16 protein-coding genes are annotated in these 13,557 nt (G+C 65.2%); 9 read left to right on the plus strand and 7 right to left on the minus strand.

The window, feature by feature from the left end:
- Positions 1 to 75: 75 nt before the first annotated feature.
- The 7 genes from bioH (at position 76) to LT988_RS01465 (ending at position 6,573) form a co-directional block, all read left to right on the plus strand.
- Positions 76 to 888, plus strand: coding sequence for a pimeloyl-ACP methyl ester esterase BioH (gene bioH, locus LT988_RS01435; RefSeq protein ID WP_269752088.1), 813 nt, complete (start codon positions 76 to 78; stop codon positions 886 to 888).
- A complete protein-coding gene (gene bioC / locus LT988_RS01440) occupies positions 885 to 1,790 on the plus strand; it encodes a malonyl-ACP O-methyltransferase BioC (RefSeq protein WP_232408501.1) in 906 nt (301 codons plus the stop codon). Before bioH ends, bioC begins: the two co-directional genes overlap by 4 nt.
- Positions 1,791 to 1,815: 25 nt before the next feature.
- The gene (gene bioD / locus LT988_RS01445; protein ID WP_232408502.1) at positions 1,816 to 2,583 is read left to right on the plus strand and encodes a dethiobiotin synthase; all 768 of its coding nucleotides are present in this window, start codon (positions 1,816 to 1,818) and stop codon (positions 2,581 to 2,583) included.
- A 66-nt stretch (positions 2,584 to 2,649) separates the two neighbouring features.
- Complete coding sequence (locus tag LT988_RS01450) at positions 2,650 to 3,873, plus strand: D-alanyl-D-alanine carboxypeptidase/D-alanyl-D-alanine-endopeptidase (RefSeq protein WP_232408503.1); 1,224 nt, start codon at positions 2,650 to 2,652, stop codon at positions 3,871 to 3,873.
- A 47-nt stretch (positions 3,874 to 3,920) separates the two neighbouring features.
- Entirely contained in the window at positions 3,921 to 4,784 is an 864-nt protein-coding gene (locus LT988_RS01455; protein ID WP_232408504.1) for a trypsin-like peptidase domain-containing protein, read from the plus strand.
- An 89-nt stretch (positions 4,785 to 4,873) separates the two neighbouring features.
- Positions 4,874 to 5,785 carry an ATP-binding cassette domain-containing protein gene (locus LT988_RS01460; RefSeq protein WP_232408505.1) on the plus strand — a complete coding sequence of 304 codons (912 nt, stop codon included), beginning with the start codon at positions 4,874 to 4,876 and terminating at the stop codon, positions 5,783 to 5,785.
- A complete protein-coding gene (locus LT988_RS01465; RefSeq protein WP_232408506.1) occupies positions 5,785 to 6,573 on the plus strand; it encodes an ABC transporter permease in 789 nt (262 codons plus the stop codon). The genes LT988_RS01460 and LT988_RS01465 overlap by 1 nt, the downstream gene beginning before the upstream one ends.
- A 40-nt stretch (positions 6,574 to 6,613) precedes the next feature.
- Here the strand turns inward: LT988_RS01465 and LT988_RS01470 are convergent, their stop codons facing one another.
- Positions 6,614 to 6,817: a TlpA family protein disulfide reductase gene (locus LT988_RS01470; RefSeq protein WP_232408507.1), complete on the minus strand. Its 204-nt coding sequence runs from the start codon at positions 6,815 to 6,817 to the stop codon at positions 6,614 to 6,616.
- Positions 6,818 to 7,002: 185 nt separating this feature from the next.
- Here LT988_RS01470 and LT988_RS01475 point away from each other — a divergent pair, with 185 nt between their 5' ends.
- Entirely contained in the window at positions 7,003 to 7,242 is a 240-nt protein-coding gene (locus tag LT988_RS01475) for a helix-turn-helix domain-containing protein (protein WP_232408508.1), read from the plus strand.
- Between the two features lie 460 nt (positions 7,243 to 7,702).
- Here the strand turns inward: LT988_RS01475 and dnaB are convergent, their stop codons facing one another.
- The 6 genes from dnaB to LT988_RS01505 form a co-directional block, all read right to left on the minus strand.
- Entirely contained in the window at positions 7,703 to 9,097 is a 1,395-nt protein-coding gene (dnaB, locus tag LT988_RS01480) for a replicative DNA helicase (RefSeq protein ID WP_232408509.1), read from the minus strand.
- Positions 9,098 to 9,254: 157 nt separating this feature from the next.
- Complete coding sequence (rplI, locus tag LT988_RS01485; protein ID WP_232408510.1) at positions 9,255 to 9,704, minus strand: 50S ribosomal protein L9; 450 nt, start codon at positions 9,702 to 9,704, stop codon at positions 9,255 to 9,257.
- A 148-nt stretch (positions 9,705 to 9,852) separates the two neighbouring features.
- Positions 9,853 to 10,785: a DUF2232 domain-containing protein gene (locus LT988_RS01490; protein WP_232408511.1), complete on the minus strand. Its 933-nt coding sequence runs from the start codon at positions 10,783 to 10,785 to the stop codon at positions 9,853 to 9,855.
- An 8-nt stretch (positions 10,786 to 10,793) separates the two neighbouring features.
- The gene (gene rpsR, locus LT988_RS01495) at positions 10,794 to 11,030 is read right to left on the minus strand and encodes a 30S ribosomal protein S18 (protein WP_007194235.1); all 237 of its coding nucleotides are present in this window, start codon (positions 11,028 to 11,030) and stop codon (positions 10,794 to 10,796) included.
- Between the two features lie 15 nt (positions 11,031 to 11,045).
- On the minus strand, positions 11,046 to 11,459 hold the full coding sequence (rpsF, locus tag LT988_RS01500; protein ID WP_232408512.1) for a 30S ribosomal protein S6: 414 nt from the start codon (positions 11,457 to 11,459) through the stop codon (positions 11,046 to 11,048).
- A gap of 173 nt (positions 11,460 to 11,632) precedes the next feature.
- A complete protein-coding gene (locus LT988_RS01505) occupies positions 11,633 to 12,085 on the minus strand; it encodes an SRPBCC family protein (protein WP_232408513.1) in 453 nt (150 codons plus the stop codon).
- Positions 12,086 to 12,205: 120 nt separating this feature from the next.
- Between LT988_RS01505 and LT988_RS01510 the strand changes: the two genes are divergently transcribed.
- Positions 12,206 to 13,408 carry an acyltransferase family protein gene (locus tag LT988_RS01510; protein WP_232408514.1) on the plus strand — a complete coding sequence of 401 codons (1,203 nt, stop codon included), beginning with the start codon at positions 12,206 to 12,208 and terminating at the stop codon, positions 13,406 to 13,408.
- Positions 13,409 to 13,557: the final 149 nt, after the last annotated feature.

Here is a 13,557-nt window from a genome sequence, read left to right on the forward strand (position 1 = left end):
ATCGAGCGCCGAGCCGTGCGATCCCGAGGAGACCGACGCGCGACCCCCATTTTCGAAAGGTTGACCAAGCACCGAATGACCCACCCGACACACGCACCGAACTCTGACCGTCAACTGGTCCTCCTCCATGGATGGGGGATGAACAGCGCCGTATGGGACAATCTCGCCGGCGATCTCCCGCCCGGCGTCATCCCCTGCCCCATTGATCTGCCCGGCCACGGCGATCGCGCTTTCTCACCCCGACTGGACAACCTCTGGTCCTGGGCTGATGCCTGTCTGGAAGCAGCGCCCGGGCGCGCGATCTGGTTGGGCTGGTCGCTCGGCGGACTGGTCGCCCTGGCAGCGGCGGTGCGTGCGCCGAAGCGGGTCAAAGGGTTGATCCTCATGACCGGCACGCCGCGTTTCGTGCGTGCGGCGGACTGGATGCCGGCCATGCTCCCCGAGACACTGGACCAGTTCCACGCCGACCTGCTTGCCGACCCTGCAGAGACACTCGCCCGCTTTCTCGCACTCCAAGTGCGCGGCAGCGATGCCGCGCGCGAGACCCTGCGGGGCCTTCGCCGGCGTATCGCCGAGCAACCGCAGCCGGAGCCGGACGCACTCGCGGTGGGTCTGGATATCCTGCGCGACGAAGACATGCGCGGTCGGCTCCCCGACATCCGCTGTCCGGTGCTTTGGATCTTCGGCACCCATGACACCCTTGTGCCCCCGACCGTGGCCGAGCGTGTCGAGATCCTGATGCCGGGCGCGCTCACCGCCATCGTCCAGGGCGCCGCCCACGCGCCCCATCTCTCGCATCCGAATCGAACCGGCGAGATCGTTCGGGACTTCCTGACTCAGCTCGAGGAACCGGAGCTCGGTCCGAGCGCGTCTCGAGCCCTACCATGAATCCAATCGGCCACAGGATCGACAAAGACCGAGCCCGGCGGAATTTCGAGCAAGCCGCAGAGCATTACGACAGTGTCGCCGTGCTCCAGCGCGAGATCGCCGATCGGCTGCTGGAACGCCTCGACTACGTGCGCCTCGAACCCGCGCGCGTGCTCGATCTCGGGGCCGGCACCGGCTATGCCGTCGAAGCGCTGTACCGACGCTATCGCAAGGCGCGGATCATCGCGTTGGACTTCGCACACGGCATGCTGATGCAGGCACGCCGACGCGGTCGCTGGCTCAGGCGTCCGCTCTGCCTCTGTGCGGATGCCGAATCGCTTCCGCTCGCGGACGGTGCGGTCGATCTCATCGTCTCGAACGCCACCTTTCAATGGTGCAACGGACTGGATCGAACCTTCGCCGAGTGCCTGCGCGTCCTGCGTCCGGGCGGACTCCTGATGTTCACGACCTTCGGACCCGATACCCTGAAAGAGCTTCGCCAGGCCTGGGCACAGGTCGACGGCGCCTCGCACGTGAGCCCCTTTCTCGACATGCACGACGTCGGCGATGCCCTGGTACGCGCCCGTTTCGCAGACCCTGTCATGGACGCCGAGCGGATCACCCTGACCTACCCCGCCATCCGCGAGCTGATGAAGGACTTGAAGATCCTTGGCGCGGGCAACGCAACCGCGGATCGTCCGCGTGGTCTCACGGGTCGTGCCCGGCTTGCCGCCTTGGACGCGGCCTACGAGATCCACCGCAGCGACGGTCGACTACCGGCCAGCTACGAGGTTGTGTATGGCCACGCCTGGGTGCCGGAGCAAAAACCCGCGGAGGGCGGCATCGCCGTCCCCGTAAGCGCAATCGGACGCCGCAATCGCGAGATCTCCCCCGCGGATCGCGCCGTCGAGACCGGGGGCTGACCCCCGAACGGAGGATCGCATCGCCATGCACGGGCTCTTCGTGACAGGAACGGATACCGGCTGCGGCAAGACCGAGATCAGCCTCGGGCTGATGGCCGCGTTCCAGGCAACGGGGCTGAAGGTGCTCGGGATGAAACCCGTCGCCTCCGGTTGCGCGCGTGGACCCGACGGATTGCGCAACGACGACGCCCTGCGACTGCGCATGCAGGGCAGCTCCGAGGCGCCTTACGGCTTGGTCAATCCTTACGCCTTCGCGCCTCCGATCGCGCCGCACATTGCCGCCGGAGAGGCCGGCATCGAGATCGGCCTTCCGACCATCGAGCAAGCCTACCGAGCGCTCGCCGGCGAGGCCGATCAGGTCATCGTGGAGGGCGTCGGCGGCTGGCGCGTCCCCTTGGGGCCGACGCTCTTCGTCAGCGACATCCCCAAGGCGCTCGGACTACCGGTCATCGTGGTGGTCGGCTTGAGGCTCGGATGCATCAATCACGCCCTGCTGACGGTCGAGAGCATCCAGAGCACGGGAGGCGTCCTGGTCGGCTGGGTCGGCAATCAGATCGACCCGACGATGCTGTCTCGCGACGCCAACCTCGCCACACTCGCGGCCCTGATCGATGCGCCCTGCCTGGGTGTCCTGCCGTGGCTCGAGACACCGACCCCGAGCGAGTTAACCGAATACCTCCATCCCGAGCTGATCGACCTACAGCCCAGACATGCCGCCAAGCTCGCCACGACGCGGACTCGGACCGAGGCGCGGAAAGGCGAAGGAGCTCGGACAGCAAAGCGACGCGCATAGCCGGGCGTTGTCGGCTATCCTTGGGCCTCGAGACCTCGCACCCCTTTCACCCACATCGGATCCGGAATGATCGCCCTTTCAATGCCGTCTCAAAGCAGCCGTCGCCCGCAATCGAAGGTCCCCGCCCTGGTCACGTTTGCGATCGCCACCCTCATGGCTGCGCCGACGGCCCTTGCGGATCCTGTCGCCCAAGTCCGGGCCCTGCCGCAAGCAAGCCTGCTCCTGCAAGAGAACGGCCGTGATCTGATCGCGACGCGTGCCGATACACCGCGCATCCCGGCCTCGACCATGAAGGTCCTGACCGCGTTCGCCGCGCTCGAGACCTGGGGACGCAACCACCGCTTCGAGACCGACTTCTACACCGACGACGCCGGCTGGCTCTGGGTCAAGGGCTACGCAGATCCCTATCTGGTCTCGGAGGAGCTCGACAAGGTGGTGAGTGCGCTCTCGGCCAAAGGCCCGCGCCGGATCACCGGCATCGGGCTCGACGACAGTTTCTTCAGTCCGGACGTCGAGATCGCCGGACGCTCCTCGACCGACAACCCCTACGACGCACCCGTAACCGCCTTGGCGGCCAACTTCAACACGGTCAGCCTGGTTCGCACCGGCAACAGCGTCAAGAGCGCAGAGCCCCAAACCCCGCTCACCGACTCGGCCCGGCGCTTCGGCATGGCCGGAGCCGCCGGCAAGCAGCGCGTGAATCTGCGCGAGCGCGACAAGGCGCTGCGCTATTTCGGCGAGCTGCTCGCCGCCAAGCTCGAAGGCGCCGGCATCCAGGTCGGAGAACAACAACGTTTCGCGACCATGCCGCGCGACGCCAAGCGCATCTACCGCCACGCCAACAGCCGCACCCTCGCCGAGATCGTGTCGCCGATGCTTAAGTATTCCAACAACTTCATCGCCAATGCGCTCTTCCTACGGCTGGCCGATCCGAAGGGCACCGGTCAGGTCACCATAAGCGGCGCGAAACGCGCCATGACCGATTTCTCGCGCAAGCGCTTCGCGTGGCGCGACTTCACGATCGACGACGGCGCCGGTCTCTCGCGCGCCAATCGGCTCAGCGCCCGCCAGCTCGTGGAGCTGCTCGACGCCTTCGTGCCCTACCGCGATCTGATGCCCCAGCAGGACGGCAACCCCTCCGTGCGCGCCAAGACGGGAACCTTGCGCGGGGTCAGCACCTATGCCGGCTATGTCCGCCGGGGCGGGAGCTGGGAACCCTTCGCCCTGATGATCAACGAGCCGGTCGACGGCGCCATCAGACAACGGGTCGCCAGCAGCTTGGCGCGTTGACCGTTCGCTCGGCTCCATTTCATCCCTTCGACCATCGGGAGCTCGCCGTGGAATGTTCGACAGCTGCCCCTGGGCCCCGGCGCGGAAAGGGCTCGATCGCGGCGTCGGCGTTCGTTGCGCTGCTCGCGACGGGTTGCGCAATCTCGCCGAGTACCGACCGCGAGTCGGGCCTACCGACCACGATCGCAGGCGCCCCGGTCCTCGGCACCGCCTCCGGCTTCCCGTCGCTCGCGCCGCTGATGCGGCGTGTGACCCCTGCGGTGGTGAACATCTCGGTCAAGTCCGAGGTTCCGATGGAGGATCATCCCTTCCTGCGCGATCCCGAGTTCCGCGCCTTCCTCGATCGCTTCGGTCTGCCCGCGCCCGAGGAGGGCGAGATCGAACAGCGCCAGAGCGTGGGCTCGGGGATCATCGTCGATGCGGGACGCGGCTATGTGATGACCAACGATCATCTGTTGCGCAACGCGACCGAGATCCGGGTCACGCTCAAGGACAGGCGCAGCTTTCGGGCGCGGCGACTGGGCTCGGACGCCGCCTCGGACGTTGCCATTCTCGAGATTCCGCCTGTAGACGTGCGCCCGCTCAAGCTCGGCGACTCCAATCGACTGGAGGTCGGCGACTTCGTCATCGCCATCGGCAATCCGTTCGGCTTGGGCCAGACCGTCACCTCCGGCATTGTCAGCGCGGTCGGGCGCAGCGGGATCGCCGGCAACCGTCTCGGCGAGCTGATCCAGACCGACGCATCCATCAATCCGGGCAACTCGGGCGGCCCTTTGATCAACCTCGCCGGCGAGGTCGTCGGCATCAACACCGCGCTGATCGGACCGAACGGGGGCAATGTCGGGATCGGGTTCGCGGTGCCGAGCAACCGCGCCCGGGTCGCCTTGGATACTGTGATGCGTGGGCGATGACCTTGCTGCTTTCCTGTTCAGCGCGTCGTTCGGGGGCAAGGGCGCTGTAGGTGCGCCGAGACCGCGCGCAAGACGATGGAGCCCGACAGATGTCACCGGTGATCGATGCACGCGGCCTTCTCAAGCGCTACGGCACATTCACTGCGGTCGAGGACATCTCGTTCGAGGTCGCCGGGGCGCGCTGCTTCGGCCTACTGGGCCCCAATGGAGCCGGCAAGACCACAACCCTGCGCATGATCCTGGGCACGACGCCGATGAGCGCCGGCCGGCTCGATGTGTTCGGCCTGTCGATGCCGGCGCAGGGCCGCGCCATCCGCGCGCGCACCGGCGTCGTGCCCCAGACCGACAACCTGGATCCGGACTTTCGCGTCGATGAAAACCTCGAGATGCACGCCGCCTACTTCGGCATCCCGGCGCAGGAGGCCCGCAACCGCATCCCCGAACTGCTTGAGTTCGCCGCCCTAACGGAGCGCCGCCACGCCAAGACCGACACCCTGTCCGGGGGCATGAAGCGGCGTCTGACCATCGCTCGAGCCTTGATCAACCGACCCGAACTGGTGATCCTGGACGAGCCCACCACCGGCCTGGATCCGCAGGCGCGCCACGTCATCTGGGCCCGTCTCGCCGAGCTGAAGGCGCGCGGCACGACCTTGCTGCTGACCACGCACTACATGGAAGAGGCCGAGCGGCTGTGCGACGAGCTGGTGATCATCGACCGGGGACGCATCCTGGATCAGGGTTCGCCGCGAGCGCTGATCCGCCGCCACGTCGAGCCGGAGGTGATCGAGATCCGCAGCGGCGACAGCGTGGCCTTCACGGTCCTGGCGGAGCGTCACGGCTGCCGATTGGAGCGCCAAGGCAGCAGCCTCTATTGCTACGGACGCGACACGGCGCCCTTGATCGACTTTCTGCTGCGTGACCCGGAACTGATCTACTTGCATCGCCCGGCGGGCCTGGAAGACGTCTTCCTGCGCCTGACCGGGCGCGACCTGCGCGACTGATGCCCATGCGAGACCACTGGATCCTCCCCCGACCCGGCCACGGCGCGCTGGCCGTCTGGCACCGCAACATCCGCGTCTGGCGCAAGCTCATCGGTCCCGCCGTGGTGCTGAACTTCGGCGAACCGACGCTCTACCTGCTAGGGTTGGGATTCGGCCTCGGCAGCTTCATCGGCACCATGTCCGACATGCCCTACCTGGCATTTCTGGCCTCGGGGATCATCGCGTCCAGCGCCATGACCACGGCCAGCTTCGAGGGCATGTACTCGGTTTTCACGCGCATGGACGTGCAGCGCACCTACGACGCCATGCTGGCCACACCCTTAACGCTCGACGACATCCTCGCCGGCGAGATGCTCTGGTGCGCCACCAAGGCGCTGTTCAGCGGTGCGGCGATCCTAACCGTGGCCGCCTTGCTCGGCGTCGTCGCCGGTCCCGGCGCCCTGTTGGCCCTGCCCGTGGCCTTCCTGATCGGGCTCTGCTTTGCCGGACCGGCCATGATCATGGCGGCGTTGGCGCCGAACTACGACTTCTTCAACTACTACTTCGTCCTGGTCGTGACGCCGATGCTGATCCTATCCGGCGTCTTCTACCCGATCGACACGCTGCCCGTCGCTATGCAGACGGTCGTCCAACTCTTCCCGCTGACCCACGCCGTAGCCCTGACCCGCCCTCTGGTCGCGGGCCAACCGCTCGACGGTGTGCTGTTGCACCTCTCGGTGCTGGCCGCCTATGCCGCGGTCGGCTTTTATCTCGCCGTCGCATTGACCCGACGCAGGCTTTTGGTTTAGCGCCCCGAGTCAAACCCGCAATGCGGCCGGATATAGTCGATCAGCGCTCGGGCGACGTCCCGCCGTCGAGGATTCGACGCATGTTGTCGATGACTTCGGCACGGTCCCATTCCAGCGGCCCCTGCACGACATCGACGACCTTGCCGGTCCCGTCCAGCACATAGGTGGTCGGCAAAATCTTGCCGCCCCAGCGTCCAAAGACCGTAGCGTCCTCATCCAGCAGGACCGGGACATCGATCCCCAACTGCTCGACCCAGTGGGCGGCCCGTCGCCGGCTCTACCCGACGTCGTCATCACCATCGTGTACCACGTGCGGGCGGCATCCGTGCCGCCCCCGGCTTCAATCGCGCCTGGAGATTCAGAACGTTACCTGGTTCCCGCAAGATCTCTACTATCGGATCGCCTGCTTCCGCGTCACGCGAGATCGGCATGGGAATTCCCAAGACACCGGACCAGTCGCCTGTCGTGACCTGCCATGCGGCCCCACCTGCTCCCGCCCATGTCGAGATGTCGCAGGGCCCCCTCGCCCGCAGCCTGGATGCCTTCGAAACCGAACAGCTCGCACGCCTGTTGAGCAAGCACAATGGCAACCGGCGCGAAATCGCGGGAGCGCTCGGTATCAGCGAACGGACCATCTATCGCAAGCTGAAGCGTTTCGGTCTCGGCTAAACCGCGTCCGGTTCCAACGCCCGATTGGCCGGGGCGGAGGCAGGCACCGAGGATACGGTCGGGCCGTTTCTTGACCCCCGCTTGGCCGCCAGTGTGGTCTGCACGTCGATGTCGCGCGGGACACTAGTACCCCGTTCCACCCTATTTTGCATGCTCAGAGCCCCCCCAAAAGCGCCGGGGCAAGGCACAGGCCGCGGGGAATAGTGGATCCTATTTCCAAGGGCTGTAACGCCGCCCCGGCGCTTTTGGGGGGCTCCCGAAGGGGCGAGGCGAGAAGCGTTCGGCGCCGTTGTTGCGCGAGCTTGAAAGAGGACCACTCTTCCTTCACTCGCGCGCCTAGCCGCCGAACGCTTCTGCCTCGCTGAGCACGCAAAATAGGGTGGAACGGGGTACTAGGACATCTGACGTCCCACCCGCCGGGTGACGGCCGTTCAACTGCTGGATCTAGTCAAACCGGGTGTCAGTCGCCGCCCTCGCCGTAATAATTGCCGATATAGTTCTCGAACTTGGTGTATTTGCCGAGAAAGGTCAGTCGGGTTGTCCCGATGGGGCCGTTGCGCTGCTTGGCGATGATGATCTCGGCGACACCCTTCTCCTTCGTGTCCTCGTGATAGACCTCGTCGCGATAGATGAAGACAATGAGGTCTGCATCCTGCTCGATCGCGCCCGATTCCCTCAGATCCGACATCACCGGCCGCTTGTTCGGGCGCTGCTCGAGACTGCGATTGAGCTGGGAAAGTGCGATCACCGGGACGTTGAGCTCCTTGGCGAGCGCCTTGAGCGAGCGTGAAATCGCGGAAATCTCAGTTGCCCGATTCTCGCCGACCCCCGGGGCCTGCATGAGCTGGATGTAGTCCAGCACGATCAGACCCAGGTCGTCTTGATCACGTTTGAGACGCCGTGCACGCGCCCGGACCTCGGTCGGGGAGAGGGCGGGGGTGTCGTCGATGAACATGGACGCTCCGGCCAGGATGTTGACCGCGGAGGTCAGGCGTGGCCACTCGTCGTCCTCGAGCCGCCCGGTTCGGACGCGGTGCTGATCGATGCGCCCGAGCGAAGACATCATGCGCATCGCCAGCGCATCGCCCGGCATCTCCATACTGAAGACGGCCACAGGGCGTTTGGACTGGATGGCGACATGCTCGGCCATGTTCATGGCGAAGGAGGTCTTGCCCATCGAGGGCCGTCCCGCGACGATGATCAGGTCCGCGGGCTGCAGCCCCGAGGTCATCATGTCGAAGTCGGTGAAACCGGTCGCCAGTCCGGTGATGGGCTCGTCGCGCTGATAGAGTGCGTCGATACGCTCGACCGCGCGCCCGAGCAGGGTCTTGATCGGCTGGAACCCACCTCCGCCGCGCGCCTCCTGCTCGGCGATCTCGAAGACGCGGCGCTCGGCGGCATCGAGCAGCTCGGAGGCATCGCGACCCATGGGATTGTAGCCACTGTCGGCGATGTCCGTACCCGCGGCGATCATCTGGCGCAGCACCGAGGTCTGGCGGACGATCTTGGCGTAGGCCTTGATATTGGCCGCGCTCGGGGTCTCGTTGGCGATGGTGCCGAGGTAAGGAAGCCCGCCTGCGCCTTCGAGCTGCTCGGTGCGCTCGAGGGTCTCGGCGAGGGTCACCAGATCGAAGGGTTGGTCCTCCGCGGCCAGTTTGGCGATGGCGCGAAAGATGAGGCGGTGCTCGCGTCGATAAAGGTCACGCTCTGTGACCATGTCGGCGATGCGGTCCCAGGTGCTGTTGTCCAGCATGAGACCGCCGAGCAGGGATTGTTCGGCATGAATGTTGTGCGGCGGGACACGGAGCTCGTCGAAGTCCGCGCCCGGCGGGCCTTGGGAATCCGAGTCGAACATAGACCACCTCGGCCGAATGATCCGCGAGAAAGCGGGGCCTCGCCAGAGCTTCGGCCAGACCTTCGAGTCGATTCACGTGACGTGCCCGACGCCTCCGGGCGAGGCGCGCCGGCGATCCGACGGACGCTCGCCGCCGGATCGCCGAGGAACGGTCATCTCAGTCCTCGGGAACGACATCCACGGTGATGGTGGCATCGACCTCCGGATGCAGGTGCAGCGTCACCTCATACTCGCCCGCGGCGCGGAAAGGTCCTCCGGAGAGTTTGACCTCGCCCTTCGACAGCGTAAACCCGGCGGCGGTCACTGCCTCGGCAATGTCGCCCGTGCCCACCGAGCCGAACAGCCGCCCCTGCTCGCCGGCACGGCGCGCGATCGTGACGCTCATCCCTTCGAAGTGATCGCGCCGAGCACGCGCCTCGGCAAGCTGCTCCGCTGCAACCTGCTCAAGCTCCGCACGCCGGGCCTCGAAGGCTTCGAGATTTGCATCGGTCGCCGACACGGCGAACCCGGAGGGGATCAAATAGTTCCGACCATAGCCCGGACGGACACTGACCTTGTCGCCGAGCGCTCCTAGGCGACCGACATTCTTCAACAGGATGACTTCCACGTGTGTATTCCTCTCAAAAGTTCTTCGAGATCAGGGTTTTGCACCCTCGATCCTCGGGTGATCCCCCGGAACGGGCGGCGCATGCGCCGGGACCTGATTCATCCGGTCAAGATCTTTCGGCCAAACGGTCTTGCCCGATCCGTACGGGTCAGGTCGCCGGCCCGCTTGTGCCGGAACCCGGCGGCGGCGATGGTGCAACCCGAGACCGGATATCGGCCCAGATGTCCACCAAACCGATACAGGCGATCAGCAGCAGTGCCTGCGGCATGAAAAACACCACCAAGACGTAGAGCCCCACCAACCACGCCTGCCGTGCCTGCTTGAGCGCTCGCACCTGATGGGCGACCGCGAGACCCTGAAACAGGAGCAGGACGCCAGGCACCAGCAATAGATTCGCCGTCAGGCTCGCGCCGTCGCTGAAGGGAAGAAGCGCCAGCAGCACGACGACGAGGACCCCGAAAGGACGACTCAAACGCAGCTGCCGAAACTCCTCGCCAAACCCCCCCGGGTTGTAGAGCAGCGCCTGCCACCAGCGAGCAATAAAGAGCCCGAACAGCAACTGTGCGACCAAGGCCGCTGCAAATGCGCCGGTCATCCATCCGGCAAGCTCGGCGAACACGGCGGCACTCGCCGGATCGTCCAGCACGCCGTCTTTTACCAGCGCGTCCCGGAACGGCTCGAGGAGCGTCAGCCAGGTGGCACTCGGGTCGCCCATCAGGCCGTACGCCGACAACACCAGAAGGACGCCCAACACACCTGCCACTTGCAGCGTCAGCGCCAAAGACCGGCTGTATCGCAGCAGCAGTGCCAGGGCCAGAATCGGCACCCAGAGCATCAACAGCACGCCGAGCGCAGGCAAAGGCGAGCCCAAAGCCAACCAGGCGATGACGCCCATTCCGAGGGTCGCCGCCGCACTCACGAGCAGCCCGTAAATAGGACCGCTTCGCAGAGCGACCAAACCGATCGAGCCGGCGCTGAGCAGCCCCAACGGCGGGACTAGGATCGACAACAGGGCCGTCGCGGCGGCGACCAGCGCCGCCTGCGACGGACCGCGCATCACGAAGGCCGCAATCGCCTTCATGCCGCGGATCAGTGACCGTCGGTGTACGGAAGCAACGCCAGGTAACGGGCGCGCTTGACCGCTTGCGCGAGCTGACGCTGATACTTCGCCGAGGTTCCGGTGATCCGACTTGGGACGATCTTGCCGGACTCGCTGACATACGCCTTCAACAGGTTGAGATCCTTGTAGTCGATCTCGGTGATGCCTTCGGCGGTGAAGCGGCAATAGCGCTTGCGACGGAAAAAACGTGAATTGCTGGATTCCATGGATGGCGTCTCGTCTTAGTCGCTCGAGGAGGTGCTGTCGGGGTTGCTGCTGCGAGCGGAATCTTCCCGCCGGCTGGCGCCCTCGGGAGCATCCGAGCGCTCGCGCTCTTCGCCCGTCTTGACCAGCGGGGAGGGTTCCGTCACGGCATCGTCGCGGCGAACGATCAGGTTGCGAAGGACCGCGTCGTTGAACCGGAAAGCGCTTTCGAGCTCGTCGATCGCCTCTTGGTCGCACTCGACGTTCATCAAGACGTAATGCGCCTTGTGCACCTTGTTGATCGGGTAGGCCAACGGCCGACGCCCCCAATCCTCCATGCGGTGGACGACGCCGCCACGCTTCTGCAGATTCGTCTGGTAGCGCTCGATCATGCTCGCCACCTGCTCGCTCTGGCTCGGATGAACCATGAAGACTACTTCGTAATGTCGCATTGAAGCTCCTTTCGGATTGACAGCCTCCCGCGACGGCAAGATGGCCGAAACGGTGAGACAAGGAGTTCCCCGGAGTGCGGGGAATCGCGCATTATACGGGGTACGGACGTTAGGTCAAAGGTTTGCGGACGGCGACTCGCGAGCAGTACCCGCGGCAGAGTGGTCGGCGCGCCTCAAGCGGCGGCACCGAGCTCGGATTCGATGAGGCCTTTCAGGTTGCGCGTGACGCGCTCGGCACCATCCTGCGCAGCAACCCGAATCAGCTTCTCGAACGGCCGAAGCGCCAAATTGAGCTGCGCGAGCTCGAAGATGAAGGTGAGATGTGTATGCTCGCCGAGGGGATCGAACCGATACTCGATCACGTAGGGGTCGGTGGTCCCCTTGAAGGACACGCGCCGGCCAGGCTCGAGCGCGACGACCCGGAACCGACTGTCGGTGCGGCGGCCTTGATCGACACGAATCTGTCGACCGATCCAGCCGACCCGGATCGGACCTTGGGTCACCGCCTGAAGACTCTGCACCTCCGGCGACCAGCGGGGGTAGTTGCGGAGGAAGTCCTCCACCACGAAGCTGAAGACCTGCGCGGGCGGAAGACGAATTAGTGTCTGTACTTGGGTCTTGACCATGGATGATACCGTCCCCCGATGCGCGCTATTGATCAGGTAAGCAGGACCGAACATGGATCTTCGCAGACAATGGGGTCTTACGGAACCGGCCCAAGACCTAGATGCATCGAGGCGACGCGATTGAGTCGTCCCTCGACAGACCGGAATCGCGCGCTCGACGGCATCCGCGGTCTTGCCATCCTCTGGGTCTTCGCCTTTCACGCAAACGCCCTTTTGGTCGGAGGAACAGCCGACGCGCCCATGGGCTGGGGCCAATCACTGGCCGAGAAGGGCATGCTCGGAGTGCAGCTCTTTTTCGTTTTGAGCGGCTTTTTGCTTGTGCATCCTTGGATAACGGCCGCCGCGTCCGGAGCACCCTATCCGTCCACCGGACACTTCTTCGCGCGCCGGGCTCGGCGCATATTCCCGACCTACTGGCTCCATCTCGCCCTGTTGATCGGGTTGATCCTTCCGATCCTGCGCGGCAGCTTTGCCGTCTTGGGCTCCGAGATCGGACAGACCAACCTCTGGCTACATATCCCCCTGCTGCACTTTCTGCACCCGGGGAGCTCCAGCTCGCTCGGGCTCAACATGGCCCTTTGGAGCCTGAGCATCGAGGCCCAATTCTATCTGCTTCTGCCATTGCTGGCCCCGTTGTTCGTCCGAAACCGGGTCCTGATCGCACTCCCGGCGGCCTTGCTGATCGCGCTGTTGTGGAAGACCTACGCGCCCGGCTTGCTGATGGAGTGGGTCTATCTGAACGTGCCCCCTTCCCGATTGGTCTTCTTCGATCCGGTCTCGGGACACGCCGGCCCCTTCCCGCCCGAGATGATGCACTTCTTTCTGGAGCGCCAGCTGCCGGGCGAGATCATCGCCTTTGCACTCGGGATGGCGGGAGCCAACCTCTACACCCGGGCGCGCTCCGGCGAACCGACCTCGCAGCCGTTGCGCTTCCTCGACCTCACCGCATTCGCCTTCCTGCTCCTTGCGACGCCGACGCTGATCCACCTTTCGTTCGGCGAAATTCTGACGGGGGTCGGGTGGCGACTCGTCGGAATGCCGCTCTTCCTCGTCGGCTGTACCCTGGTCGTCGTCGCCGCCGCGCTTCGGACCCCGTTGATCGACTGGATCTTGGCAAACCCGGTCCTGGTGCCGATCGGCATCATCAGCTACAGCCTCTTTCTGTGGCACGAGCCCGTGCTGCGGTTGGTCGCGACGGGTCGGCTGCTGCCTGCTGCGTGCGACAGCTCACCCTGCCGAATCGCAGTCGCACTTGGGCTCGCCCTACTCGTCGCGGCGGCTTCGTACATCCTGACCGAGCGACGCAGGTCGCCACGCGTGTAGATCTTCCGGTTATCCTCGCTGGTGCAGCACGGCCGAGGGTTCGACCGCCTCGCGCACCGTGCAACCAATTGCGTGATCTGAGGTTTAATCCTAAACCGCGCCAGCTCCGAGCGTCGTCGATTCAGCCCCAAGCCGATCCAACCCGAAAA

Origin of the sequence: Thiocapsa bogorovii (genome assembly GCF_021228795.1) — a bacterium.
Classification (GTDB): Bacteria; Pseudomonadota; Gammaproteobacteria; order Chromatiales; family Chromatiaceae; genus Thiocapsa; species Thiocapsa bogorovii.